Genomic DNA, 24484 nt, shown 5'->3' with positions numbered 1-24484 from the left:
ATAAGGTTACTGTCGGGGCGCTCCACCGACCCCGGGAGGGATCCATGAGGCTGGCCCGGCGCCTGGCCGCCCTGTTCGTGACGTCCGGCCTGCTGGCCGGCGCCTGCTCGGCGCCCTCCGCCGGTCCGGCCGCGCCCGCCGGCGGCACGTTCGTGATCGGCCTCGGCTCCGAGTTCGACACCCTCAGCCCCGTGATGGGCTACGCCCCCGACGGCGGCTCCCTCATCTACGAGGGGCTGATGAGCCGCGAGCCCGACCTCTCGCTCACCCCCGCGGTCGCCGCCGCCCCGCCGACCGTCTCGGCCGACGGCCTGACCGTCACCTTCACCCTGCGCGACGGCGTACGGTTCCACGACGGCAGACCGCTGACCGGCGCCGACGTCGAATACACCTACGAGGCCGTGCTGGACGGGGACAACGACTCCCCGATCCGGGGCGACTACGCCGCGATCGAGACGGTGGACGCCCCCGACCCGCGGACCGTCGTGTTCACCCTCGCCCACCCCTACGCCCCGCTGGCCCAGCGCGCCACCCTGGGCATCGTGCCCTCCGGCGACCCGCTGACCGGGGACCGGCCCGTTGGCTCGGGACCGTACCGGTTCGTCTCCAGGACGCCCGGGGACAAGATCGTGCTGGAGGCGAACCGGGACTACCGGGCGGGCCCGCCCGCCCTCTCCCGGCTGGTGCTGGCCTTCGCCGAGGACGACAACGTCCGCGCGACGCGGATGTCCGCCGGCGAGTTCGACGCGGTGATCCTGCCGCCCAAGGCCGCCGCCCGGTTCGAGGGGCGGCCGGACGTCACGGTGCACGAGGTGCCCAGCGCCGACTACCGGGGGATCATGTTCCCCCTCGGCCGTCCGGTCACCGGCGACCGGACCGTCCGCCGCGCACTCGGCCTGGCGGTCGACCGTCAGGCGATGGTGGACGTCGTGCTCGCCGGGGCGGGCACCCCCGCCTTCGGCCCCGTCTCCCCCGACACCGCCTGGCACAACCCGGCGGTGACCGGCGTCCCGGACGGCGACCCCGAGGCCGCGCGCCGGCTCCTGCAGGAGGACGGCTGGATCCCCGGCGAGGACGGCGTCCGGGCCAAGGACGGGGTCCGCGCCGCGTTCACGCTGATGTACCCGGCGGGCGACTCGCTGCGCAAGGAGCTCGCGCTGGCGGTCGCCTCCGACGCCAAGGCCATCGGGGTGGACGTCCGGCTGGCCGGCCTCGACTGGGACGCGATCGAGCCGCGCATGTCCACCGACGCCCTGATCATGGGGTACGGCAGTCCGTACGACCCCGACTACGTCACCTACGAGCTGTTCCACAGCTCGTACGCGCGCCGGGGCTTCTTCAACCCGGGCGGCTACGACGACCCCGAGGCGGACCGGCTGCTGGAGACCGGCCGGCGGTCGGCGGACCCTGCCGTCCGGCGGCGCGCCTACCTGGACTTCCAGAAGATCGTCCACGACGAGGAGGTCTGGACCTACCTGGTCTTCCTCAAGCACGTCTACGTCATCCGCGGCCGGTACGAGGGGGTGCGGCCCGGTGTGGAGGCCCACGAGCACGCCACCGGCGGCCTGTTCCGCGACATCCACACCTGGAAGCCGGCCGCATGAGCCCCGACCCGGAGACCGCCTCCGTGCTTCCCGACCCGGCGACCGGCCGCGTCCTCCCCGACCCGGCGACCGACCGGGCGGGACACGGCGCGGAGGGTGACGGCGTGAAGCGAGCGGCCCCCGCCGCGCGCCCTCCCCGCCGCCCGTCCGACGGGCTCGGCCGGGCGATCGCGCGCATGGCGGCCTGGCGGGCGGCGTTCGCCGCACCGCTGCTGCTGGCGGTGACGGCCGGTATGTTCGCCCTGGCCAAGGCCTCGCCGTTCGACCCGGTCCGGCAGTACCTCGGAGACCGCGCGGTGGTCACCGACCCGGCCGTGGCCGAGCGGATCCGGGCCAACTGGGGACTCGACCGGCCGGTCCTGGAGCAGTACGCCACCTGGCTCGGCAACCTCCTCCGGGGCGACCTGGGGGAATCGCGGTCGCTGCACCTGCCGGTCGGGCAGGTGATCGCCGAGCGGCTGCCGTGGACGCTGCTCGCCACCTCGGCGGCGATCGTGCTGATGCTGGCAGGGAGCCTCGTCGCCGGGACGGTCGCCGCCCGGCGGCGCGGCTCCTGGCTGGACCGGTTCATCACCGGGGGGGCGCTGGCGAACGAGGCGGCGCCGGTGTTCTGGCTCGGGCTCCTGGCGATCTCCGTCTTCTCGGTGCGGCTGGGCTGGCTGCCCGCCGGCGGCCTGACCGACGCCGCGTCCGCCACCGTCGAACTCGGCGACCTGGCCGCGCACATGGTGCTCCCGGTCACGGTGCTGGCGGTCTCCCAGTCGTCCTGGCTCGTGCTGTACGTCCGCGAGTCGGTCTCCGGCGTGCTGCGGGAGGACTTCGTCACCGGCGCCCGCGCCCGCGGCCTGCGCGAGCGGACGGTGCTCGTCCGGCACGCGCTCCGCTCGGCGCTGCTGCCCTTCCTCACCCTGCTGGGCGCGCGGGTCCCGGAGCTGGTCACCGGCGCGATCCTGGTGGAGACCGTCTTCTCCTGGCCCGGCGTCGCCTCGGCCTCGGTGCAGGCGGCCCTCGCCGTGGACTTCCCACTGCTCGCCGCGCTCACCCTGCTCGGCACCCTGGCCGTGGTGGGCGGCAACCTCCTGGCCGACATCGCCTACACGATCGCCGATCCCCGCGTGCGCACCCTGGGAGTGGGCTGACATGACCGCCGCAGCACCTCCACCGCCCCCGACCCCCCCGTCACCGTCATCGGACCCGGTGTCCGCCGCGTCTCCGCCGTCGGCCAAGGCTCCTCCGTCCCGGCCGCGCAGGAATCCCCGGTCCGCCTCCCGCCGGCCGGTGCGCGCCGCCGCGGCCGCCCTCGCGGTCCTCGGCCTGGCCGTCCTGCTCGTCCCGCCGCTGGCCCAGCTCGACCAGCAGCTGGTGGAGCTGCGCTCGGCGGGGCTGCCGCCCTCCCTGGAGCACCCGCTCGGCACCGACCAGGTCGGCCGGGACGTGCTGCTGCGCTCGGTCTACGGCCTGCGCGTGTCGTTCCTGGTCGGGCTGGTGGCCGCGCTGGCGAGCATGGTGATCGGCGGCCTGGTGGGGCTGGTCGCGGGCAGCCTCGGCGGCACGCCCGACCGCCTGTTGATGCGGCTCGTCGACGGCTTCACCTCGGTGCCGCACCTGCTGCTCGGCATCTTCATCGTGGCGCTGTTCTCCCCGAGCCCGGCCGCGGTGGTCGTCTCGGTGGGCGTCACGCACTGGACGACGGCGGCCCGGATCGTCCGCTCCGAGGTGCTCTCCCTGCGCGCGCGGCCCTTCGTGGAGGCGGCGATCTCCGGCGGCGCGGGCCGGGGCCGGGTGGTCCGCCGCCACCTGCTGCCCCACCTGGCGCCGCACCTGCTGCTGGCCACGGTGCTGATGGTCCCGCACGCGGTCTGGCACGAGACCGCGCTGAGCTTCCTGGGTCTCGGCCTCCCCCCGCACCTGGCCTCGCTGGGCAACATGATCAATGACGGCCAGCGGTCCCTGCTCGCCGGAGACTGGTGGTCCAGCCTGGTGCCCGGCCTGTTCATCCTGGTCCCGACGCTGGCGCTGGGCGTGCTCGCCCAGCACTGGCGCGACCGGCTCACCCCCCGCCTGCGATCGGAGCTGTTCCAGTGAGCGCGCGCGTCTCCACCGGCGGGGACCTCCCGCCGCGCGGACCCTCCGGCGAGGACCTCCCACCGGACGGGGCGCTGCCGGGCCCGTCCTCGGCGGCCGAGCCGGTCCCGGCCGGGGGATCTCCGGCGGCCGGTTCCGTCCCCGCCGGGGACTCCCTGGCCGGCGGATCCGCCCCGGACGGGGGGAACCGGCTCAGGGTGGAGGAGCTGACCGTCTCCTTCCGGCTGCCCGGCGCGACCGTGCGAGCGGTCACCGGCGCCTCCTTCGAGGTGCGCCCCGGACGCTGCCTGGCGCTGGTGGGCGAGTCGGGCTGCGGCAAGTCCGTGCTCGCCCACGCGCTGCTCGGCCTGCTGCCCGGCAACGCCGAGGTCGCCGGGCGGGCGCACCTGGAGACCCCGGACGGGTCCCTGGAGCTGCTCGGCGCCCCGGAGGCCGTACTGGCCCGGCGGGTGCGCGGGCGGGCGGTCGGGCTGATCCCGCAGAGCCCGGCCACCCACCTGACCCCGGTGCGGACCGCGCGGGCCCAGGTGGAGGAGGCGCTGCGGGAGCTCGGGCACCCGCGGCCGCGGGAACGCGCCGACGAGCTCGCGCTGCGGCAGGGCCTGCACCCCGCCGACCTCGACCGCTACCCGCACGAGCTGTCCGGCGGCATGGCCCAGCGGGTGGCGAACGCGATGGCGCTGGCCGGGGACCCGTGGCTGATCCTGGCCGACGAGCCGACCGGCGGGCTGGACCGGCCGCTGGTCGACCGGGCGATGGCGGCGCTGCGCGGGCTGTGCGACGAGGGCCGGGCCGTCCTGCTGATCACCCATGACCTGCGGGCGGCCGAGCGGGTCGCCGACGACCTCGCCGTGATGTACGCCGGCCGCCTGGTCGAGACCGGTCCCGCCGGGCGGGTGCTGGACCGGCCGCGCCACCCCTACGCCGCCGGGCTGGTGAACGCCCAGCCGGACCGGGCGTTCGTCCCGATCCTCGGCATGCCCCCCGAACTGACCCGCCTGCCGGACGGCTGCGCCTTCGCGCCGCGCTGCCCGTCGGCGGACGGAGCCTGCGCGGCGCCGCCGCCCATGGCGGACGGCGTCGCCTGCCATCATCCCCTGGAGGACGACCGTGGAGTCCGTGCCGCCGCCCGCCGCGCCTCGGAGGACGACCGTGTGTGAAGCCCGTGCCGCCGCCCGCCGCGCCTCGGAGGACCGCCGTGCTTGAGGCCCGCGACGTCACCGTCCGGTACGGCCGGCAGGTCGTGCTGGACGGCGTCTCGCTCACCGTCGAACCCGGCCGGGTGACCGGCCTGGCCGGTCCCAGCGGGTGCGGCAAGTCGACGCTGGCCCGGGTGCTGGCGCTGATGCTCCGGCCCTCCGGCGGCGCGGTGACGGTGGACGGAACGGCCGTGCGGCGCTGGCGGCAGCGCGCCCCGCGCGGCCTGCGCACCGCGGTCGCCCTGCTCTACCAGCAGCCGCGCCTGGCGGTGGACCCGCGCCTGACGCTGACCGAGATCATCGCCGAACCGCTGGCCGCGGCGGGCCGGGCGGACCGGGGCCGGGTCGCCGCGCTGGCCGCCGAGGCGGGCCTCACCGGCGACCTGCTCGGCCGCCGCCCGCACGAGGTGTCCGACGGGCAGCTGCAGCGGGCGTGCGTGGCGCGGGCGCTCTCGCTGGAGCCGCGCTACCTGGTCTGCGACGAGATGACCACCATGCTGGACGCCTCCACCCAGGCGCACCTGGTCGCGGTCGTCGAGGCCTACCGGGAGCGGAGCGGGGCGGGCGTGCTCGCCGTCAGCCACGACGACGCGCTGCTGGTCCGCTGGGCTCACCACCGGGTCCGCCTCGGGGATCCCGGAGACGCCGCAGGCCCCTCAGACCACGCAGACCCCGGAAAGTGACCCCGGCGGCTACGACCCCGCAGACCGAACCCGGAGACCACGACCCCGCAGACCCAGTCCGGAGACCGGCCCGGCGCCTACGACCGGCGGTGCAGGTAGTCGACCAGGGAGGCCTTCTCCGTCTCGAGCTCGTCGATGCTGCTCTTGACCACGTCGCCGATGCTGACCAGCCCCGCCAGCCGGCCCCCGGAGACCACCGGGATGTGCCGGATGCGGTGGTCGGTCATGGTCCGGCGGAGGTCGTCGGCGTTGTCCTCCGGCGAGCAGGTGCGCACCTCGGTCGTCATGATGGCCGACACGGGCCCGTCGAGCACCCGCGCGCCGCGGTCGTGCAGCCGCCGGACGATGTCGCGCTCGGAGACGATGCCCGCGATCGACGAGCCGTCCGGGGAGACCACCGCGGCGCCGATGTTGTTGTCCGCCAGGACGCCCAGCAGCTGGGCGACGGTCGTGTCCGGGTGGACGGTCGCCACCCGGGTTCCCTTGCCCTGAAGTATCCTGCCGATCAGCATTGGCACCACCTCGTTTTCAGCCTCGCTCGGGGGGTATCCCCTTACATTGCCCCGCCGCGTCCGCGGCTAAGCACCCGCGGGGCAAACCTCAGGCGACCGGGAGCAACCGGACCGCGTCCAGGGCCAGGGCCAGCTCGACGATGTCCAGCGGCCTGGCCAGTGAGCGGCCGGTGAGCTGCTCGATCCTGCGGATGCGGTTGAAGACGGTGTTGCGGTGGCAGTAGAGCTGGCCGGCGGCGCGCATCGCCGATCCCTCGCAGCGCAGCCACGCCTCCAGCGTGCCGAGCAGCACCTCGCGGTCGGCCGGGTCGAGGGCCAGGACGGGCCGGAGCACCGCGGCGCTGAGGTGGCCGGCGAGCTCGGGCTGGCTGACCACCAGCGCGGCGGGGAGCCGGTCCTCCAGCCGGGCGATCTCGGGCCCCTCCCCCGTGCAGGTCCGCAGGGCCAGTTCGGCGAGCCGGCGGGCCTGGGCGAGCTCGGCCAGGCCCTCGACCACCGGGCTGACCCCGGCGCAGCCCAGGACGTGCGGGCGCAGGGCCTCGGTCAGCTCCTCCACGCCCTCGTCGTGGAGCAGGGCCACGGCCACCTCGTAGTCGGGCCGCATCCGCCACAGCAGCCGGACGCCTCCCAGATGCGCCGGGCGGGAGCCCTCGTCGGCGTGCCCGCCGCGGCCGGGCAGCCGGGTGGTGACGACCGCGTAGCGGCCGAGTTCCGGCAGGTCCAGCGCCGCGGCGGCGCTGCGCACCAGGGCGGCGTCGGCCCGGTCCTCCAGCAGGGCGTCGAGCAGGGCCTGGACCCGCTCGGCGGTGCGGCCGAACATCTCCGCCTCCCTCCTGCGGTAGGACTCGGCGGCGGCGACGGCCTGCCGGTCGACGGCGTTCCAGACCTTGGTGGCGCTGCGGATGAGCACCGGCAGGCTGTCGGGCTCCTCCTCGGTGACGACCCCGACCAGCCCGTCCCACATCACCTGCGCGGAGACCCGGTAGCTGCGCAGCAGCGAGTCCATCGGCAGGCCCTGCTCGGCCCGGCGCCGGGCCGTGCGCTCCGCCTGCTGCAGGTCCCGCCGCTCCGGCCGGGGCAGCAGGATCGCGCCGATGCCCGTCTCCATCGCCTCGTACACGCTCTGCCAGTGGTCGTCGGTGGGGACCATGCGGCGATAGGCCTCGTCGGTGTCGCGGGTCCTGGCCACGAGCTCGTCGGTGAGCTCGGGGAGCCGCTCCAGCAGCCGGCTCGCGGCCAGGCGCATGATCCTGCGCACCTCGTCGTCGTCGGCGGACCGGATCCCCATCTGGCCATCGTGTCAGCGCACATGGAGCGGAACAAGATTCTGCTTCGTTTCGTGATCCCGCGTTGTGCCGGCGCACAACCCGCACCGGCTCTCCGTGGGCGTCCGCCCCGACTTCATCCGGCCCTCTGGACGCCGGTGGACCACGTGGGTTGGGTGCGTTCATCGGTTGTCAGGAGGCATGCCTATGAACGTCCGCGACCCCCGGCCGCCCGGAGCCTCCGGGCTCTCGGTCAGGGATCTGGCGGTGAACTACGGGCCGGTGACGGCTCTGCGCGGGATCTCCCTGGACGTGCCGCGCGGGGCGGTCGTGGCGGTGCTCGGCGGCAACGGCGCGGGCAAGTCCACGCTGCTGCGCGCCGTCTCGGGAACGCTCCGGTTCCAGCGCGGCGGGATCACCTCGGGCGAGGTGAGCCTCGACGGCGTGACGCTGTCCGGCACGGCCACCTCGGCCGTCGTCGCGCGCGGTGTCGTGCAGGTCCCCGAGGGCCGCAGGGTCTTCGCGCGGATGACCGTGGAGGAGAACCTGCGGGCCGGCGCGCTCGGGGCGCGGGACCGCAGGTCCGCCGCCGAGGCCAGGGAGCGCGTGCTGGAGCTCTTCCCGGTGCTCGCCGAGCGGGCCCGCCAGCGCGCCGGCCTGCTGTCCGGCGGCGAGCAGCAGATGCTCGCCATGGGCCGGGCGATGATGGCCTGCCCGCAGGTGCTCCTGCTCGACGAGCCCACGCTCGGCCTGGCACCGCTGATGGCGGCCCGGATCGCCCGGACCGTGCGGGAGATCAACGCCCAGGGCACGACGGTGCTCCTGGTGGAGCAGAACGCCGCCATGGCCCTGTCCCTGGCCTCCCACGCCTACGTGCTGGAGGTCGGCGAGATCGCCCTGTCCGGCCCGGCCGCCGACCTCGCCGCCAGCGACGAGGTCCGCCGCCGCTACCTGGGGATCGGCGACGACGCCGGAGACCTGCCGGACCGGCCGGGCGGCGCGGCCGTCCGGCGGCCCGCGCTGAGCAGGTGGTCGGCATGACCCCGTCCCCCGCTCCCTCCCCCACCGCGCCCACGGCGCCCTCCGCGCCCTTGTTCACGGCACCCCTCGGGCGGTCTTCATGAGCGATACATACCAACCGGACGGTATGACCCCCATCCCGCGGCTGGAGGTCCGCGGGGTCACCGTGCGCTTCGCCGGGCTCACCGCGCTCGACGCGGTCAGTTTCAGCATCGAGCCGGGCAGCGTGCACGCGGTCATCGGCCCCAACGGCGCGGGCAAGTCGACCTGCTTCAACGTCCTGTCGGGCGTCTACCGGGCCACCTCCGGCAGCGTGCGCTTCGGTGACGCCGAACTGACCGCCATGGCCCCCCACCGCATCGCCGCGCTGGGCCTGGCGCGCACCTTCCAGAACATCGCGCTCTCCCCCCGGCTGTCGGTGCGCGACAACATGATGCTCGGACGGCACCGGCTGACCCGCGCCGGGTTCGTCTCCACCGGGCTGCGCCTGCCGTCCGCCCGCCGGGAGGCCGCCCGGCACAACGCCCGGGTGGAGGAGATCGCCGCGTTCGTCGGTCTCACCCCGCGGCTGGACATGCCCGTGGGCCTGCTGCCGTACGGCGTGCAGAAGCGGGTGGAGCTGGCCCGCGCCCTGTGCATGGAGCCGCGGCTGCTGATGCTCGACGAGCCGGTGGCCGGGATGAACGGCGGCGAGCGGCGCGAGATGGCCGAGCTGATCATCGCCGTCCGCGAGAGCCTCGGGATCTCGATCCTGCTCGTGGAGCACGACATGGGGATGGTGATGCGCCTGGCCGACGCCGTGACGGTCCTGGACTTCGGCCGGCTCATCGCCGACGGCCCCCCCGAGAAGGTCCAGAACGACCCGGAGGTCGTCCGGGCGTACCTGGGCGCGACGAGCGAGACCGAGGAGGCCGCTTCGTGAACACCTTCATCGAACTGCTGGTGAGCGGCGTGTCCGTGGGAGCGGTGTACGCGCTGATCGCCCTCGGGTTCGTCGTCATCTTCAAGGCGACCGAGGTGGTGAACTTCGCGCACGCCTCGCTGCTGCTGGTCGGCGGCTTCGTCATCGCCAAGGCCCACCCCCTGGTCGGGTTCTGGGCCGCCCTGCTGCTCGGCGTCGCCGGGGCCGCCCTGCTGGGCGCCCTGATCGAGTTCGCGGTCATCCGCCGGGCGAACGTCGCCTCGCACAGCGTGCTGGCGATCGTGACGATCGGCGTCGACCTGATCCTGGTCACCGAGCTGACCCGGCAGATCGGCACCGAGGTGCTCGCGCTCGGCGACCCGTGGGGCAGCGACGTCCTGCGACTGGGATCGGTCAACGTCCCGGCGACCCGGATCGCGGCGCTCGTCGCGGCGGCCGTCGTGATCACCGCGTTCCTGCTGGCGTTCAAGTACACCAGCTGGGGGGTGGCGATGCGCGCCACCGCGGAGGACGCCGAGACCGCCGCCCTGATGGGCGTGCGGCGCGGCCGGGTCTCGATGGGGGCCTGGGCGGTCGCCGGGGCGCTGGCCGCCGTCGCCGCGCTGTTCATGTGCGTCTTCCCCACCCCCGGACTGGACCGCAACGTGACCGCCGTGGCGATGAAGGCCTTCCCCGCGGCGATCCTCGGCGGCCTGGACTCCACCGGCGGCGCGCTCGCCGGCGGGTTCATCATCGGCATCACCGAGTCGCTGGTCGGCGGCTACCAGGAGGAGCTGTCCTTCCTGGGCCGGGGACTCGGCGACGTCGCGCCGTTCCTGGTGATGATCATCGTCCTGCTCGTCCGCCCCGCGGGGCTCTTCGGGACGAAGGAGCTGGCCCGTGTCTAGGATCGTCACCCTCCTCTGGTGGGTCCTGGTGGCCGCCGGCGTCGTCGTCGCGCCGTTCTACCTGGACGGCATCTGGCTGCAGGACGGCCTCTTCGCGATGGCGGCGGCGATCGGCGCCATCGGCCTGAACCTGCTGACCGGCGCCACCGGCCAGCTGTCCATGGGCCACGCGTTCTTCCTGGCCGTCGGCGCCTTCGGCTACGTCTACTTCGCCTCCGTGCCGACCGCGGACGGCGAGTTCGGCGGGCTGGGCCTGCCCACCCCGCTGGCCGCGGTGCTCGCGGTGCTGCTGGCGGGGGTCGCGGGCGGTCTCTTCAGCCCCATCGCCGGCCGCCTCAAGGGCGCCTACCTCGGCATCGCGACGCTGGCGCTGATCTTCATCGGCCACTTCGCGATGTCCAACGCCACCCCGGTGACGGGCGGCCACAACGGCCGCCCGGTGCCGCCGATGGAGCTGTTCGGGTTCGCCTTCACCGACACCCCGGAGCCCCTGGTGATCGCCGGGGTGCCGTTCGGCGCGCTGGAGCGGCTCTGGTTCCTCGGCGTCGTCCTGCTGGTCGGCGCGGGGCTGTTCGCCCGCGGCGTGCTGCGGGGCCGCCCGGGGCGGGCCATGAACACCATCCGCGACCACGAGATCGCGGCCGGGGTGATGGGCGTCCCGGTGACCCGCTACCGCGCCGGCGTGTTCGTGCTCTCGTCGATGTACGGCGGGCTCGCCGGCGTGCTGATCGCCCTGGTCTTCCGGCAGACCGTGCCGGACTACTTCGGCCTCATCCTGGCCCTGTCCTACCTGGCGATGATCATCATCGGCGGGCTGGGCTCGGTCGCGGGGGCGGTGATCGGCGCGTTCTTCGTGTCGATGCTGCCCTCGCTGTTCACCCGCTACAGCGACGCGCTGCCCCTGGTCGCGCCCACCGGCCAGGAGGGGATCGGGGCCGCCGAGGCCGCCCAGATCCTGTACGGCCTCGCCGTCGTCGTGGTGGTCCTCTTCCTGCCCGGCGGGCTGTTCGGCCTGTTCACCCGGGCCCGTTTCCACCTCGCCCGCCGTACGGCGGCCACCGCGCCGGCCGAGCGCACCCTCACGCCCACCCCCGGGACGAGGAGCTGACGTGACCTCCTCCCCACGCCTCAAGGAGTTTCAATGAGAATCTCACGGAGCACCCGCGGACTCGCCGCCGCGGCGGTCCTGGCGCTGGCCGTCACCGCGTGCGCCAGCGACAAGGCCACCGGCGGAGGCGGGGGCGGCGCCGCCGCCTCCGGCGACGGGGTGAAGACCGGTCCCGGCGTGACCGCCGACACCATCACGATCGGCATGATCACCGACCTGACCGGCCCCTACGCCTCGTTCGGCAAGAGCCTGACCAACGCCCAGCAGCTCTACTTCGAGCAGGTCAACCAGGCCGGCGGCATCTGCGGCCGGACCCTGGAGTCGATCGTCCGCGACCACGGCTACGACGTGCAGAAGGCCGTGGCCGCCTACACCGAGATCGGCCCGAAGTCGGTCGCGCTCGCCCACGTCGTCGGCTCCCCGATGGTCAACGCGGTCAAGCAGCGCATCGAGACCGACCAGATGCTCACCATCCCGCAGGCGTGGGCCACCCACCTGCTCGGCAGCAAGCCGATCCAGGTCACCGGGACCACCTACGACATCGACATGATCAACGGTGTCGAGTACCTGGTGAAGGAGAAGGGCATCACGTCCGGCGACTCCATCGGGCACCTGTACTTCGAGGGCGACTACGGCGAGACCGCGCTCAACGGCTCGAAGTTCGCCGCGGAGAAGCTGGGCCTGAAGCTGGTGGAGCAGAAGATCAAGGCGACCGACCAGGACATGACCGCCCAGGTCGCGGCGTTCAAGAAGGCCGGGGTCAAGGCGATCCTCGTCTCCGTCGGCCCCCGGCAGACCGCCTCCCTCGTCGGCGTCGCGCTGGCCGGCGGCATGAAGGTGCCGTTCCTCGGCAGCAACTCGGCCTACTCCCCGCAGCTGCTGCCCACCCCGGCGGGCCCGGCGCTGCTGGCCGCCTTCGAGTACATGACGGCCGGCGCCCCGATGAGCTCGGACCTGCCGGGCATCAAGAAGCTGGGCGAGGACTACAAGGCCAAGTACCCGGGCGACGCGATCGACAGCGGCGTCGCCTCCGGCTACATCGCCGCGGGCATCGTGGTCGACGCGCTCAAGAAGGCCTGCGAGGGCAAGGACCTCACCCGGGCCGGCGTGGTCGCCGCGCACCGCGGCCGCGCCTCCTGGGGCGAGCAGTACGGCGGCACCATGGACTTCACCGTGTTCGACAAGCCCGCCTCCCTGCGGTCCTACGTCGTCAAGCCGGACAAGGAGGCCCTGGGCGGCGCGGTCGTCGTCAAGGAGCCGTTCACCGCCGACATCGTCAAGGACTACCAGGTCCCCGTCGGCGGCTGACCCGTCCCGGCCCCGGGCCGGGCCACCGCGCGGGCCGCCGTACGGCCGGGATCCCCCCACGGACCGGGGCCGGGCCACCGCGCGGCCCGCCGCAGGGCCCGGATCCCCCCACGGACCGGGGCCGGGCCACCGCGCGGCCCGCGCCGCCCTCCCGGGGGCGGTGCGGGCCGTATCCTTCGGAAATGACCGACAAGTTGAACACCGGCAGCCACGACCTGCCGGTCTCCGACGCCCTGGCGGCCTTCATGGAGACCGGGTGGGCCGACACCCGCCGCGGCGACCTGGCCCCCCTGCCGCTCGCGGCCTACACGGCCAAGCGGCGCGCGGCGCTCGCCGCCCGCTTCCCCGGCGAGCGGCTCGTCATCCCCTCGGGAACCCTGAAGGTCCGCAGCAACGACTGCGACTACCGCTTCCGGCCGCACAGCGCGTTCACCTACCTCACCGGCGACCAGGAGCCCGACGACGTCCTGGTCGTCGAGCCGTCCGGGGAGGCGCGGCTCTTCCTGCGCCCGCGCTCGCCGCGCTCGGCGCCGGGGACCGCCGGGCAGGAGTTCTACCGCGACCGCCGCTACGGCGAGTTCTGGGTGGGCCGCCGCCCCGACCTGGCCGAGGCCGAGGCGCTCTACCAGGTCGGCTGCGCGCCGATCGACCGGCTCGACGAGGCGCTGGGCGGGCCCGCCCGGGTGCTGCGCGGGGTGGACGCCTCCGTCGACGCCCGCATCGCGCCGCACGACGGCGACGCCGAACTGGAGGCGTTCCTGTCGGAGATGCGGCTGGTCAAGGACGAGTGGGAGGTCGCCGAGCTGCAGTTCTCGGTGGACGCCACCGTCCGCGGGTTCGAGGACGTGGTGCGGGCGCTGCCGGCCGCCCTGCCCCACCCGCGCGGCGAGCGCTACCTGGAGGGCGTCTTCGGGCTGCGCGCCCGCCTGGAGGGCAACGCGACCGGTTACGACAGCATCGTCGCCTCCGGCGCCCACGCGTGCGTGCTGCACTGGATCCGCAACGACGGCCGCCTGGACGCCGGCGACCTGCTGCTGCTGGACGCCGGCGTGGAGACCGACAACCTCTACACCGCCGACGTCACCCGGACCCTGCCGCTGTCGGGCCGCTTCAGCCCCGTCCAGCGACAGGTCTACGAGCTGGTCTACGAGGCGCAGAACGCGGCCGTCGCCGCGCTGCGGCCGGGCGCGCGCTTCCGCGACTTCCACCGGGCCGCCATGCGGGTCATCGCCGAGGGCCTGCACGACTGGGGCGTGCTGAAGATCAGCCCCGACGAGGCGATGGAGCCCGGCAGCGGCCTGTACCGCCGCTACACCCTGTGCAGCAGCGGCCACATGCTCGGCATGGACGTGCACGACTGCGCCCGCGCCCGCGCGGAGGTCTACCTGGACGGCGTGCTGGAGGAGGGCCAGGTGCTCACCGTCGAGCCCGGCCTCTACCTGCAGCCGGACGACCTGACCCTCCCGCCGGAGCTGCGCGGCATCGGGGTGCGCATCGAGGACGACCTCGTCGTCACCGCCGACGGCGCCCGCCTCATGTCGGCCGGGCTGCCCCGCCACCCCGACGAGGTCGAGAGCTGGATGGCCGGCCTGTCCGGCTGACCCGGCGGGACCGCCGGAGAACGGGCCGGGAAGCGGGCCGGGAAGCGGGCCGGAGAACGGGAAAGTGTGGGGCCCTGACAAGTCGCGATCGGGGCCTCATCCCTTTCGCGCAAATTCCCCGGCAGGCATCGACTTACCGGACGGACCGTCATTAGCGTGACTGCTCCAAGGTCGTAGCCGCGGAATCCGAGGTGACCGATGGCGGACGCCATGCCGAGCAGGGTCACCGGCCTTCTCGTGCGCACCGCCTCCGGCGCGCTCGACCGGGTCGGCGACATGTCGGTGATCGCCCTGGAGGGCTTCCGGCGCAGCTGGGACGTGCGGACCTGGTTCTGGGAGTTCGTCCAGCAGTGCTGGTTCCTGGCCCGCGTCACCAGCCTGCCGGTGCTGCTGGTCTCGCTCCCCCTCGGCGCCACCGTCGCCCTGCAGGTCGGCGACCTGGCCTGGCAGCTCGGCGCCTCCTCCGCCACCGGCGGCGCGGTCGTGGTCGGCCTGGTCCGCGAGGTCGCCCCGATGGCCTCGGCGCTGCTCATCGCCGGGGCGGGCGGGTCGGCGATGACCTCCGACATCGGCGCCCGCAACATCCGCGACGAGCTGGCCGCCATGGAGGTCATGGCGGTCAACCCGATCCACCGCCTGGTCACCCCGCGCCTGTGGGCGGCCAGCACCGTGGCGGTGCTGCTCGTCCCGCTGGTCATCGTGGCCGGGGCGGCGGGCGGCTACTTCTTCAACGTCGTCGTGCAGGGCGTCACCTCCGGCGCCTACTTCGACGGCGCGACCTCCCTGCTGGTCACCAGCGACCTGCTGGTGACCCTGCTCAAGGCGTGGATCTTCGGCTTCATCGCGGCGATCATGTCCTGCTACTACGGCATGACCTGCCAGATCAGCCCGGTCGGCGTGGGCCGCGCGGTGAACCGCTCCACGGTCGTGACCTTCATGCTGGTCTTCGCCGTCAACTACGTGATCACGATGATCTACTTCCTCGCCTACCCGCCGAGGACGCTGTGACCGCGGCGGTCCCGAGGGCGCGCACCGCCGGCAGGCGCGCCTACGACGTGCTCCTGGACGGGGCGGAGCGGCTGGCCTCCCTCTCCGACTGGCCGGTCTTCCTGGCGAAGGTCGTCTTCTACTCGGTCCGCGACATCGTGCTGCGGGCCCGGTTCACCAAGGTCGTGCTCCGCCAGGTCAGCGACGTCGTGGTGGGCGTCGGCGCGACCATCGTCGGCGGCGGCATGGTCTTCGTGGCCTTCACCATGGCCTTCGCGGTGGGCGCCACCGTCGGGCTCCAGGGCTACCAGGGCCTGCAGGCGATCGGTGCCGAGTCGTTCATCGGCCTGGTGGGCAGCTTCGCCAACGTCCGGGAGATCACCCCGATCATCGCGGCGGTCGCGCTGGCCGCCCAGGTCGGCTCGTCGTTCACCGCGGAGCTCGGCGCGATGCGCATCTCCGAGGAGATCGACGCGCTGGAGGTGATGGGCATCAACGCCTTCACCTACCTGATCTGCACCCGGGTGGTGGCCGCGATGGTCGCGCTGATCCCCGTCTACCTGATCGCGCTGTTCGCCAGCTTCTTCGCCACCCGGCTGATGTGCACGGTCCTGTTCGGCATGGCGCCGGGCGTGTACGACTACTACTTCTACCTCGGCCTGCCGGCGGTCGACATCCTCTACAGCGTGATCAAGGTGCTGGTCTTCGCCTTCGCGGTGATCAGCATCCACTGCCGCTACGGGTTCAACGCCACCGGCGGCCCGGTCGGCGTGGGCACCGCGGCCGGGCGGGCGATCCGCCAGTCGATCGTCACCGTCGTCCTGCTCAACCTCCTGTTGTCCTACCTGTTCTGGGGCGGCGGCGGCAGCACGCCGCTGACGGGGTGATGCGGCCGTGACCCGTGGCGTCCTCCCCCTGCCGGTCCGGCTGACGATCTCGCTGGTCCTGGTCGCGGCCGTCGCGGCGGCCCTGGTGCTCGCCGTACGGGGCGCGTCGAGCGTGAACGGCACGCGGCTGTCGGCCGCCTTCGGCCGGGCCGGGCAGGGCCTCGACCCCAACTCCCCCGTCAAGATCCGGGGGGTCACGGTCGGCGGGGTCGGCGCGGTGACGCTGGACGGCGCCGGCCGGGCCGTGGTGTCGCTGTACGTCGAGCCCGGCGTGCAGGTGCCCGAGACCGTCACCGCGGTGATCGAGCCGAGTTCGATCTTCGGCCCCAAGTTCGTCGACCTGGTCCCCGGCGGCGGGGAGGCGCGCGGCCCCTACCTGGGCGACGGCGCGGTCATCACCCGGACCCGGGACCCGGTGGACCTGTCGGACTCCCTGTCCGACGCCTACGACGGGCTCGGCGCGGTGGACCCGGCCGACATCACGGCCATCGTGCACACCCTGGGGCGCGGTCTGGACGGCAAGGGCCCGCAGCTGCGCGGGATCGTCGACGGAGCGGGGACGGTCGTCGGCGTCGCGCACCGGCGGCGCGCGGAGTTCACCCGCTTCATCGGCGGTGCCGCGGCGCTGAGCGGCGCCCTGGCCGACAAGGGCGACGAGCTGACCGGCGTCGCCGCCGACGTCAACGTGCTCGCCCCCGGCCTGGTGGAGCGGGCCGGCAAGGTGCGGGCGCTGCTGCGGGAGTTCGACGAGCTGTCCGCGCTGACCGCGTACGGCCTGCGCGGGCACCGCCGGGACCTCAAGGCGGCCGGGAACGCCGGCGAGCGCGCCGCGGCCCTGCTCGCCGCGCAGCTCGGCATCGCCGGCGACGGCGTGCGGGGGCTCAACGGCCTGCTCGCCGGGCTGAACGACCTGATCGGCGGCAAGGGCCCGGGCCGCGCGAACCAGCTGAAGATGGCCGCCTACGTGCACACCGACCCCTGTGTGCTCTTCACCGGCGCCTGCCGCGCCGCGGACGGCGGGTGAGCCGGTGGCCCGGTCCGGAGACCACGTCCAGCGGCGCCGCACGCTGGTCAAGTTCGCGGTGTTCCTGCTCGTCACGGTCACCCTGATCGTCGTGATCGGCGCGCAGATCGCCCGGGTGGGGAGCGGCGACACCTACCGCCTGGTCGGCGTCTTCGACGACGTCTCCGGACTCCGCACGGGCGACCAGGTGAAGATCGCCGGAGCGCCGGTGGGCCAGGTCGACGCGATCGCGGTGGTCGGCGGCCGGGCCGAGGTGGTGCTGAGCGTGCGCACCTCGGTGCGGGTGCCCTCCGACAGCTCCGCGGCGGTCCGCTGGCGCGACACGGTCGGCCAGCGGGTGGTCTACCTGGTGCCCGGCACCGCGAAGGACATGCTGGCCGACGGCGCGCGGGTGAAGCGGACCAGCTCGGTGGTCGACATCGGCGACCTGGTCGCCGACCTCGGCCCGCTCACCCGCAGCCTCGACCCCGAGCAGATCAACCGGCTGCTCACCGCGGCCGGTGAGGCGCTGGACGGCACCCAGGAGGACATCCCGCGCCTGGTGGACGACCTCGGCGAGCTGACCGCCACCGTCGCCGGGCGCAAGGAGGTCGTCAAGGGGCTGCTGGAGGACTACGCCACGGTGACCGAGGTGATCGCCCGCCGGGACGAGCAGATCGCCCGGCTGGTGGACGACCTGGTCGAGCTGACCGGCGCGTTCGCCCGCAACCGCAGGCTGGTCGACGAGGCGCTGGTGGAGCTGTCGGCCACCGCCCGGGTCACCGACCGGGTGCTCGGCGACAACGCCCGGGAGCTCGGCCGGGTGGTGGACGGCATGGCCCGCCTCACCGGCGGGGTGCGCCGCAACCTCGACGGCGTGGAGAAGCTGCTGGGCACGCTCACCCCGCCGCTGCAGCGCTCGTTCCAGGTGACCGGCCGGGGCCACTTCGTGACCACGGCGGTGCCCTGCGTCGCGCTCGGCCCGCTGCCCTGCCCCTACCCCATGGAGAACCCCCCGCCGCTGCGCGGGAGCCTCAGGCTCACCTCGGCGGGCGACCTGCGGCGCGTCCTGGTGGGGTCGTGATGACGGCGCTCAGGTCCTTCCGCGACCGCGACCGCAGGGTCGTCGGCGCGGTCTCGGCGGCGGCGCTCGCCGCCGTGCTGGCCGTGACCTTCCTCGTCGGCAACCTCGGCCTGCTGGAGGGCGGCTACACGATGTCGGCGATCCTGCCGGACGCCGCCGGCCTGCGCGCGGGCAACGACGTGCGGGTGGCGGGGGTGCCCGTCGGCGAGGTCACCGAGGTCCGCGCCGACTACGGCCGGGGCCACGTCGTGGTGACCTGGCGGGTCGACGACGGGATCCGGCTCGGCCCGCGCACCCGCGCCGAGGTCACCCTCTCCAACCTGCTGGGCGGGCGCTACATCAAGCTCACCGGGCCGGTCACCCGGCCCTACATGGACGAGCTGCCGGAGTCCGGCCGGCGCATCCCGATGGAGCGCACCGGCACCCCGACCCTGATCCCCGACGCGCTCAAGGACGCGACCCGGCTGGTGCAGCGGCTCGACACCGGCGCGGTCGACCGGCTCCTGCGGGAGCTGTCGGAGCTGGAGCCCGCACCCCGGGGCCGGGTCGGCCGGCTGCTGGACGACATCGGCGAGCTGTCGGAGGTCATCAGCGAGAGCGAGCCCGACCTGCAGCGCCTGCTCGACGCCGGCGACCGGGTCATGAAGCTGCTGGAGGCCAAGGACGCCCAGCTCGGCCGCCTCGTCGACTCCGTCGAGGTGATGCTCGACGCGCTGCGCCGCCGCCGGGCCGAGTTGAAGACCCTGCTCGGCGACGGCAGCGACCTGGTGAACGCCGTCGGCACGCTGATCGCCGAGCACGAGAGGAACCTGATCGCGGTGGTGGACGACGCGTCCGCGATCGCGGGCCGCCTCGACTCCGCCCGCGGCCTCGACTCGGTCCTCGCCTGGGCCGGTCCCACCTTCTCCGGGCTGGCCGCCACCGGCCGGCGGGGCCCGTGGATCGACGTCATCGCCACCGGGCTGGGTCCGATCAACCCCGAGGTGCTCGGCGCCATCCGCAAGGACAGGAGGGACCGGTGACCGGCTCCGGACCCGTGAACCGCCCCGGGCCGCGGACGGCGGGCCGGCCGCCGGGCGTCCGGCGGCCGGGGCCGCCTGCGGCGCGTCCCGGAGCGCGCCGGCTGGCCGGGGCGCTGCTGGCCCTGGTGCTGGCGGCCTCGGCGGGAGGCTGCTCGCTGCTGCCCGGCGGGGCGGCGCCGTACCGGCTGACCGCCTACTTCGCCGCCGCGCCCTCCCTGTACGAGCAGGCCAAGGTGAAGGTGCTGGGCCTGGACGCGGGCGCGGTGGAGCGGCTCACCATCGAGGGGGACCGGGTCCGCGCCGACCTGCTCGTCGACGGGGACGTGCCGCTCCCCGCCGACGTGCGGGCGGTGGTGGCCCCGCAGAACACGCTGGGCGAGCGGAGCGTGGTGCTGCACCCGCCGTGGAAACCGGGCCGGCCGCGGCTCGCCCCGGGGGCGGTGATCCCCCTGGAGCGCACCGACCTGCCCGTGGAGATCGACGACGCGCTGGCGGCGTTCACCAAGCTCACCGACGCCCTCGACACCGAGCGGATGGGCGACGTGGCCGGGAACCTGGCCGACACCGTCCGGGGCCGCGGCGAGCAGATCAACCGGGCACTGGCCGACGCGGCCGCGCTGAGCCGCACCCTCGCCGGGCAGGACGAGAAGCTGATCGAGCTGGCCGACGGCCTGAACCGGCTCGCGGGCAGCCTCAACCGGCGGGAGGAGCAGGTCGAGACGACCATCGACGCCTTCGCCGAGGCCAGTGCCGCGCTGGCCGACGAGCGGCGGCGCACCCAGCGCTTCATCACCGGCCTGGCCGGGCTGGTACGGCGCGGCGACGTGCTGCTGGAGGCCTACCAGGAGCGCCTGCCCCGGGGGGTGGCGAACCTCGCCGAGGTGGTGCTCACCCTGAAGGCCAACAGCGCGTCCGCGGCCCAGGCGATCGCCGGGGCCAGCGGGTTCGTCGACGGCGTGGTGATGGCCTGGGACCGCAAGCGCCACGTGCTCACCTTCCGCCTGGTGCTCAACGCGCTGACCCGGGCCTGGCTGGCGCCGCTCTTCGACGCCCTGGGGCTGGGCGAGGTGCCGTGCCTGCCCGGCGGGCTGAGCAACTGCCCGTGGGAGCGGAGGAGGAACCGATGACCCGGTGGAACGGGACGGCGGCCCGGCCGGCCGGGAGAGCCCCGGCCCGCCTCCCGGCACCCGGGACGGCCCGCCCCCCGGCGCCCGCCCACGCCCCGGCGCCCGGGACGGCCCGCCTCCTGGCGTCCGCCCTGGCCCTGGCCCTGGTCCTCGCCACGACCGCGGCCTGCTCGCTGCAGACTCTGGGAGCGCCGTCCGGCGGGCTGACCCTCACCGCGGTCTTCGACGACGTGCAGAGCCTGGTGGCCGGGCACAGCGTGCAGATCGCCGACGTGCGGATCGGGAGCGTGACCGACGTCCGGCTGGAGGGCTACCGCGCCCGGGTCACCATGTCCGTCGCGGACGGCCACCGGGTGCCCGAGGGCACCTCCGCGGTCGTCGCCAAGACCTCCATCCTGGGCGAGAACTACGTCGAGCTGAGGCCGCCCGAGGGCGCCGGGGCCGCGGACATGGCCACCGGCCCCTTCCTCGCGGACGGCGCGGAGATCGCGAAGACGTCGGTGGAACCGGACATCGAGCAGGTCACCGCGCGGGCCGGGCCGCTGATCGACGCGCTCGGCGCGCAGGACGTGAACGCGATCCTGGACGCGGCGGCGACCGGGATCGGCGGCAAGGGGCGGGACCTCAACCGCCTGCTGCACCAGACCGCCGACGTCGCCGCCGCCTACGCCGACTCCCGTGCGGAACTGGCCCGCACGATCGACGGCCTGGCGGCGCTGGGCGACGACCTGGCCGCGGGCTCCGGCGAGCTGGACCGGCTGCCCGGGAGCGTCCAGGCCGCCGCGGCCCGGCTGAACCACGGCCGCAAGCACGTCAAGAAGACCCTCACGGAGCTGACGGCCCTGGCCCGCGAGGTCAACACCACGGTCTACCCCCGGCACGCGGCGCGGCTGCGCACCCTGCTGCGGCGGCTCGACGCCGTCTCCGCGGCGACGGTGCGCGGCAAGGAGGATCTGAAGCTCCTCCTGGACCGGGTGCAGTACTTCATCGACCAGCCGCCGATCGTGGTGAACGGGCAGCTGCTGGCCTACGTCTGGATGAAGGGCCTGCTACTGTCGGGGCCCGCGGACGGCGGCCGGCCCCGCAGGCCCAACGCGGCCGACGACTTCCGGCTGCTGCTGGAGCCGCCGCGATGAGGAACCGCGTCCTGGTCAACCTCGGCTTCTTCGCGGTGCTCGGCGTCGTGATGACCGTCTGGGCCTTCACCAGCGTCATCAGGCTGGACGTCATCGAGCGGCCGTACCGGATCAACGCGGAGTTCGCCTCCTCCCCGGGCCTGGTCCCCGGTTTCGACGTGGCCTACCTCGGCGTGCGGATCGGCCGGATCGACGGGGTGGAGCTCGCCCCCGGCAAGATCACGGTGGCGCTGGACATCGACCGCGGGGTGCGGATCCCCCGAGGGGTCGGGGCCGAGGTGCGCCGCAAGTCCGCGATCGGCGAGCCGTACGTGGAGATCTCCCCGCCGGGCGCCGGAGCCCCGGGCGGCGTCCTGCCCCCCGGCGCCACCATCCCGCTGGCCGCCACGTCGGTCCCGCTGGACTACCGGGAGCTGTTCGACGGGGTCGGCACGCTGCTGGACGCGGTGCCGCCCGAGGACGCGCGGACCATCGTGGGCGAGCTGGCCGCCGGGCTGGACGGCCGTACGGCGTCGATCCGCGAGATCGTGGACAACGCGCACGACGTCACCGCCACGCTCGCCGGGAACGCCGCGCTGCTGGACGAGCTGTCGGTGAACCTGACCCGGCTGACCGGCACGCTCGCGGGCCGCCGGGAGGAGCTGGCGGAGGGCGTGACCGACCTGGCGGCCGTGACCCGGTCGCTCCGCGAGTCCCGCAGGGAGCTGTACGCCGCCCTCGAACACGGGCCCTCCTTCTTCCGCCAGGTCGACCACCTGCTCACCACCGCCCGCCCCGGCCTGTCGTGCGTGCTGACCGCCGCGGGCCGGAACCCGGGTGTGGTGTTCACCCCGCGGACGCGGGCGCACGTCACGAACCTGCTGCGGACGGTCCCCACCGCCCAGGTCCTGCTGGCCGACGTGACCGAGAAGCACTCCGGAGGGCTGTACGGCAGGGTCACGTTCGTCTTCAGCGTCCCGGGCGGTCCCGAGGTGGCCGAGGAGTACCGCAGCCCGCGGGCGGGCCCCGCGGTGCCGAAGGCCGGCTCCTGCCCGAAGCGGGCCGTCCCGGACGGCACCGGCCGCAGCGACGACGACGCGGACACCGGTCCCCACCCGGACGGGGCCGCCGGTCCGGCGGACGAGGCCACCGGCTCCGCCGAGGCCGCCGAGACCTCCGCCGGCACGGCGACGCCCGCGGACGGCGATCCCACCGGCCCGGGCGAACCCGGCGAACCCGGCGGCCCGGCCGAGGCCGGGGAGGCACGGGACGCCGGCTCCGCACCGCAGAACCTCACCCCCCTCATCGTCGCGGTCCTCGCCGCCGTCGCCGTCTCCGGCGGCGTGCTCGGCTGGATCGCCGTCGGCCGGGCGGCCCGCCGCCGTGAACAGGAGCACTGATATGCGTCCCACCGCCCCCCAGCAAGCGGACCCCGCCGAGGAGTCCCCCGCCCGGCCTGAGGAGTCCGCTGCGGCCGGCGCCCCCGCCGTCGGGGGATCCGCAGGCCGTACCGCGCACACGGAGCCCGGAGACGCCTTCCCGCCGGAGAAGCCCGGAGCGGAGCCGGAGAACGCCTCCCCTCCGGAGAAGGCGTCCGCGGCGGAGGGCGCGACCGCCCCGGAACCGGCGACCGCCCCGGCGACCGCCCCGGAACCGGCGACCGCGCCGGAGGCGGAACCCGGATCCGGCCCTCGCGGAGGGGGCGCGGCGTGGCGGCGGAGGCTGGTCTGGGCGGTCGCCGGAGCGGTCGTCGCGGGCGCGGCGGCCTTCGGCGCGGTCCAGTGGGCCTCCGCCGAGCGGCTGGCCGACCGGCTCGGAGCCGAGCGCAGCGAGCGGCTCGCGGTCTCCACCCGGGCCGGGGAGTTCGCCGTGGCGCTGCAGACCTACGACCACGCCGACCTGCAGGCCTACCGCGACCGGGTCTTCAGCCTGTCGGGCGAGTCCTTCGAGAAGACCTACGACGAGGCCTTCAGCCCGCTGGAGAGCGTGATCAGCGCGATGAAGGCGTCCTCCACGGCCTCGGTCCGCGGCGTCTACGTCTCCGAGGTCGCCGACGGCAGGGCCAGGGCCGTCACGGTCGTCGACTCCCAGGTCAAGAGCACCGCGGGCACCCGGCGCATGCTCGGCGCCTACATGGAGCTGGGCCTGGTCAAGGTCGGCGGGCAGTGGAGGGTGGACGACGCGACCGTCATGGGCGCCGCCGACGAACTCGTGACCGATCCCGACGGCAAGGCCGTCGAGCCCGGCCCCTCCCCCAGCCCCGGCCCGAGCTCGGGCCCGACCCGGAAGAACCGGTGACTCGGAGCGATATAACCCCTCATTCCTCCCGAAAGCCCTAATCTGAGCGAATGCGCGATTGCCTGGTGCTGGCCGGCCCCACCGACGAGATCTTCTCCCCGGCCGCGATGGACCTGCTCACCGAGGTGGAGCGCGGTCGCGCGGCGGCGTTCGCCCGGGAGTCCGACCGGCGCGACTTCGTCGCGGCCCACGTGCTCGTCCGGCGCTGCGCGGCCAAGGTGGCCGGGGTGCCGGAGGACCGGCTGACCCTGCTCCAGGTCTGCGAGCACCACGGGCCGGGGCACGGCAGGCCGTACATCGCGGAGATCCCCCGGCTCGGCGTCAGCCTGAGCCACACCCGCGGCTACGTGTGCGCCGCGGCGGGTCCCGGGCTGATCGGCGTGGACGCCGAGCGCGTCCCGCCGGGCCCGCTGGACGCGTCCCTGGCCGGTCAGGTGCTCGCCCCCGCGGAGCGGGCGCTGGTCGGCGGGAACACGGGGCTGATCCGGCTCTGGACGCGCAAGGAGGCGCTCGTCAAACGCGGCGAGCTGACCCTGGACGGCCTGCGCACGGCCGACCTGTCCGCCCTGCCCCTGGACCTCCCGCCGGACGGCCGGCACGACCTGCGCTGGCAGGGCCGGCACCTGCTCGAGTGGCGGGCCGGCCGGGACGGCGGGGAGATCGCGGCCTGCGTGATCTCCGACCACCCCGCCACGTTCGGCTGAGGCCGTCCGCCGCGCCCGTGCCGGAGTCTCCCCCGCCTGAGGTAGCTTCTGATGATCCGGGGA

The 24484-nt window shown here is 74.6% G+C and carries 23 protein-coding genes; 21 read left to right on the top strand and 2 right to left on the bottom strand.

What is annotated here, in order from left to right:
• Positions 1-44 precede the first annotated feature (44 nt).
• The 5 genes from HS045_RS25560 to HS045_RS25540 all read left to right on the top strand — a co-directional run bounded on the left by HS045_RS25560 (position 45) and on the right by HS045_RS25540 (position 5571).
• Positions 45-1604, top strand: a complete 1560-nt coding sequence (locus HS045_RS25560) for an ABC transporter substrate-binding protein (protein ID WP_196454018.1) — start codon at positions 45-47, stop codon at positions 1602-1604.
• Positions 1601-2743 (top strand): ABC transporter permease, encoded by a 1143-nt coding sequence (locus tag HS045_RS25555; RefSeq protein WP_230884815.1) that lies wholly within the window; start codon positions 1601-1603, stop codon positions 2741-2743. Before HS045_RS25560 ends, HS045_RS25555 begins: the two co-directional genes overlap by 4 nt.
• 139 nt (positions 2744-2882) lie before the next feature.
• Complete coding sequence (locus HS045_RS25550) at positions 2883-3689, top strand: ABC transporter permease (protein ID WP_307827713.1); 807 nt, start codon at positions 2883-2885, stop codon at positions 3687-3689.
• The gene (locus HS045_RS25545; protein ID WP_307827712.1) at positions 3686-4849 is read left to right on the top strand and encodes an ABC transporter ATP-binding protein; all 1164 of its coding nucleotides are present in this window, start codon (positions 3686-3688) and stop codon (positions 4847-4849) included. Before HS045_RS25550 ends, HS045_RS25545 begins: the two co-directional genes overlap by 4 nt.
• 38 nt (positions 4850-4887) lie before the next feature.
• Positions 4888-5571: an ABC transporter ATP-binding protein gene (locus HS045_RS25540; protein ID WP_196454016.1), complete on the top strand. Its 684-nt coding sequence runs from the start codon at positions 4888-4890 to the stop codon at positions 5569-5571.
• Between the two features lie 77 nt (positions 5572-5648).
• On the opposite strand, the gene HS045_RS25535 is transcribed toward HS045_RS25540, so the two are convergent.
• Together HS045_RS25535 and HS045_RS25530 are read right to left on the bottom strand one after the other, a co-directional pair.
• Positions 5649-6083, bottom strand: coding sequence for a CBS domain-containing protein (locus tag HS045_RS25535; protein ID WP_196454015.1), 435 nt, complete (start codon positions 6081-6083; stop codon positions 5649-5651).
• Between the two features lie 88 nt (positions 6084-6171).
• Complete coding sequence (locus HS045_RS25530; protein ID WP_196454014.1) at positions 6172-7371, bottom strand: CdaR family transcriptional regulator; 1200 nt, start codon at positions 7369-7371, stop codon at positions 6172-6174.
• 184 nt (positions 7372-7555) lie between these two features.
• On the opposite strand from HS045_RS25530, the gene HS045_RS25525 reads away from it, so the two are divergent.
• From HS045_RS25525 to HS045_RS25450, 16 genes are all read left to right on the top strand, one after another.
• The gene (locus HS045_RS25525; protein ID WP_196454470.1) at positions 7556-8389 is read left to right on the top strand and encodes an ABC transporter ATP-binding protein; all 834 of its coding nucleotides are present in this window, start codon (positions 7556-7558) and stop codon (positions 8387-8389) included.
• Positions 8390-8495: 106 nt separating this feature from the next.
• Positions 8496-9290 (top strand): ABC transporter ATP-binding protein, encoded by a 795-nt coding sequence (locus HS045_RS25520; RefSeq protein ID WP_230884814.1) that lies wholly within the window; start codon positions 8496-8498, stop codon positions 9288-9290.
• A complete protein-coding gene (locus tag HS045_RS25515; protein WP_196454012.1) occupies positions 9287-10177 on the top strand; it encodes a branched-chain amino acid ABC transporter permease in 891 nt (296 codons plus the stop codon). The genes HS045_RS25520 and HS045_RS25515 overlap by 4 nt, the downstream gene beginning before the upstream one ends.
• Positions 10170-11285, top strand: a complete 1116-nt coding sequence (locus tag HS045_RS25510) for a branched-chain amino acid ABC transporter permease (RefSeq protein ID WP_307827711.1) — start codon at positions 10170-10172, stop codon at positions 11283-11285. Before HS045_RS25515 ends, HS045_RS25510 begins: the two co-directional genes overlap by 8 nt.
• Positions 11286-11318: 33 nt before the next feature.
• On the top strand, positions 11319-12593 hold the full coding sequence (locus tag HS045_RS25505) for an ABC transporter substrate-binding protein (RefSeq protein WP_196454011.1): 1275 nt from the start codon (positions 11319-11321) through the stop codon (positions 12591-12593).
• Between the two features lie 182 nt (positions 12594-12775).
• Entirely contained in the window at positions 12776-14194 is a 1419-nt protein-coding gene (locus HS045_RS25500) for an aminopeptidase P family protein (RefSeq protein WP_196454010.1), read from the top strand.
• 198 nt (positions 14195-14392) lie between these two features.
• Entirely contained in the window at positions 14393-15202 is an 810-nt protein-coding gene (locus HS045_RS25495; protein WP_196454009.1) for an ABC transporter permease, read from the top strand.
• Positions 15199-16068: an ABC transporter permease gene (locus HS045_RS25490; protein ID WP_196454008.1), complete on the top strand. Its 870-nt coding sequence runs from the start codon at positions 15199-15201 to the stop codon at positions 16066-16068. Before HS045_RS25495 ends, HS045_RS25490 begins: the two co-directional genes overlap by 4 nt.
• Positions 16069-16075: 7 nt before the next feature.
• Positions 16076-17092 (top strand): MCE family protein, encoded by a 1017-nt coding sequence (locus tag HS045_RS25485; RefSeq protein ID WP_196454007.1) that lies wholly within the window; start codon positions 16076-16078, stop codon positions 17090-17092.
• Positions 17093-17096: 4 nt separating this feature from the next.
• A complete protein-coding gene (locus HS045_RS25480) occupies positions 17097-18155 on the top strand; it encodes an MCE family protein (RefSeq protein ID WP_196454006.1) in 1059 nt (352 codons plus the stop codon).
• Positions 18155-19177: an MlaD family protein gene (locus tag HS045_RS25475; protein WP_196454005.1), complete on the top strand. Its 1023-nt coding sequence runs from the start codon at positions 18155-18157 to the stop codon at positions 19175-19177. The genes HS045_RS25480 and HS045_RS25475 overlap by 1 nt, the downstream gene beginning before the upstream one ends.
• Positions 19174-20304: an MCE family protein gene (locus HS045_RS25470; RefSeq protein ID WP_307827710.1), complete on the top strand. Its 1131-nt coding sequence runs from the start codon at positions 19174-19176 to the stop codon at positions 20302-20304. The genes HS045_RS25475 and HS045_RS25470 overlap by 4 nt, the downstream gene beginning before the upstream one ends.
• Complete coding sequence (locus tag HS045_RS25465; RefSeq protein ID WP_196454004.1) at positions 20301-21440, top strand: MCE family protein; 1140 nt, start codon at positions 20301-20303, stop codon at positions 21438-21440. The genes HS045_RS25470 and HS045_RS25465 overlap by 4 nt, the downstream gene beginning before the upstream one ends.
• A complete protein-coding gene (locus tag HS045_RS25460) occupies positions 21437-22819 on the top strand; it encodes an MCE family protein (RefSeq protein ID WP_196454003.1) in 1383 nt (460 codons plus the stop codon). Before HS045_RS25465 ends, HS045_RS25460 begins: the two co-directional genes overlap by 4 nt.
• 1 nt (position 22820) lies before the next feature.
• Positions 22821-23717 carry a hypothetical protein gene (locus HS045_RS25455; protein WP_196454002.1) on the top strand — a complete coding sequence of 299 codons (897 nt, stop codon included), beginning with the start codon at positions 22821-22823 and terminating at the stop codon, positions 23715-23717.
• 50 nt (positions 23718-23767) lie between these two features.
• Positions 23768-24421 (top strand): 4'-phosphopantetheinyl transferase superfamily protein, encoded by a 654-nt coding sequence (locus HS045_RS25450; RefSeq protein WP_196454001.1) that lies wholly within the window; start codon positions 23768-23770, stop codon positions 24419-24421.
• Positions 24422-24484: the final 63 nt, after the last annotated feature.

Origin of the sequence: Planomonospora sp. ID82291, assembly GCF_015711645.1 — a bacterium.
GTDB lineage: Bacteria > Actinomycetota > Actinomycetes > Streptosporangiales > Streptosporangiaceae > Planomonospora.
This window is presented reverse-complemented; position numbering and strand designations above follow the sequence as displayed.

Coding starts and splice junctions, on each gene's coding strand:
- HS045_RS25495 (WP_196454009.1), top strand. CDS start 14,393: ATGGCGGACGCCATGCCGAGCAGGGTCACCGGCCTTCTCGTGCGCACC.
- HS045_RS25530 (WP_196454014.1), bottom strand. CDS start 7,371: ATGGGGATCCGGTCCGCCGACGACGACGAGGTGCGCAGGATCATGCGC.
- HS045_RS25500 (WP_196454010.1), top strand. CDS start 12,776: ATGACCGACAAGTTGAACACCGGCAGCCACGACCTGCCGGTCTCCGAC.
- HS045_RS25455 (WP_196454002.1), top strand. CDS start 22,821: ATGCGTCCCACCGCCCCCCAGCAAGCGGACCCCGCCGAGGAGTCCCCC.
- HS045_RS25525 (WP_196454470.1), top strand. CDS start 7,556: ATGAACGTCCGCGACCCCCGGCCGCCCGGAGCCTCCGGGCTCTCGGTC.
- HS045_RS25505 (WP_196454011.1), top strand. CDS start 11,319: ATGAGAATCTCACGGAGCACCCGCGGACTCGCCGCCGCGGCGGTCCTG.
- HS045_RS25460 (WP_196454003.1), top strand. CDS start 21,437: ATGAGGAACCGCGTCCTGGTCAACCTCGGCTTCTTCGCGGTGCTCGGC.
- HS045_RS25450 (WP_196454001.1), top strand. CDS start 23,768: ATGCGCGATTGCCTGGTGCTGGCCGGCCCCACCGACGAGATCTTCTCC.
- HS045_RS25520 (WP_230884814.1), top strand. CDS start 8,496: ATGACCCCCATCCCGCGGCTGGAGGTCCGCGGGGTCACCGTGCGCTTC.
- HS045_RS25560 (WP_196454018.1), top strand. CDS start 45: ATGAGGCTGGCCCGGCGCCTGGCCGCCCTGTTCGTGACGTCCGGCCTG.
- HS045_RS25465 (WP_196454004.1), top strand. CDS start 20,301: ATGACCCGGTGGAACGGGACGGCGGCCCGGCCGGCCGGGAGAGCCCCG.
- HS045_RS25475 (WP_196454005.1), top strand. CDS start 18,155: ATGACGGCGCTCAGGTCCTTCCGCGACCGCGACCGCAGGGTCGTCGGC.
- HS045_RS25555 (WP_230884815.1), top strand. CDS start 1,601: ATGAGCCCCGACCCGGAGACCGCCTCCGTGCTTCCCGACCCGGCGACC.
- HS045_RS25535 (WP_196454015.1), bottom strand. CDS start 6,083: ATGCTGATCGGCAGGATACTTCAGGGCAAGGGAACCCGGGTGGCGACC.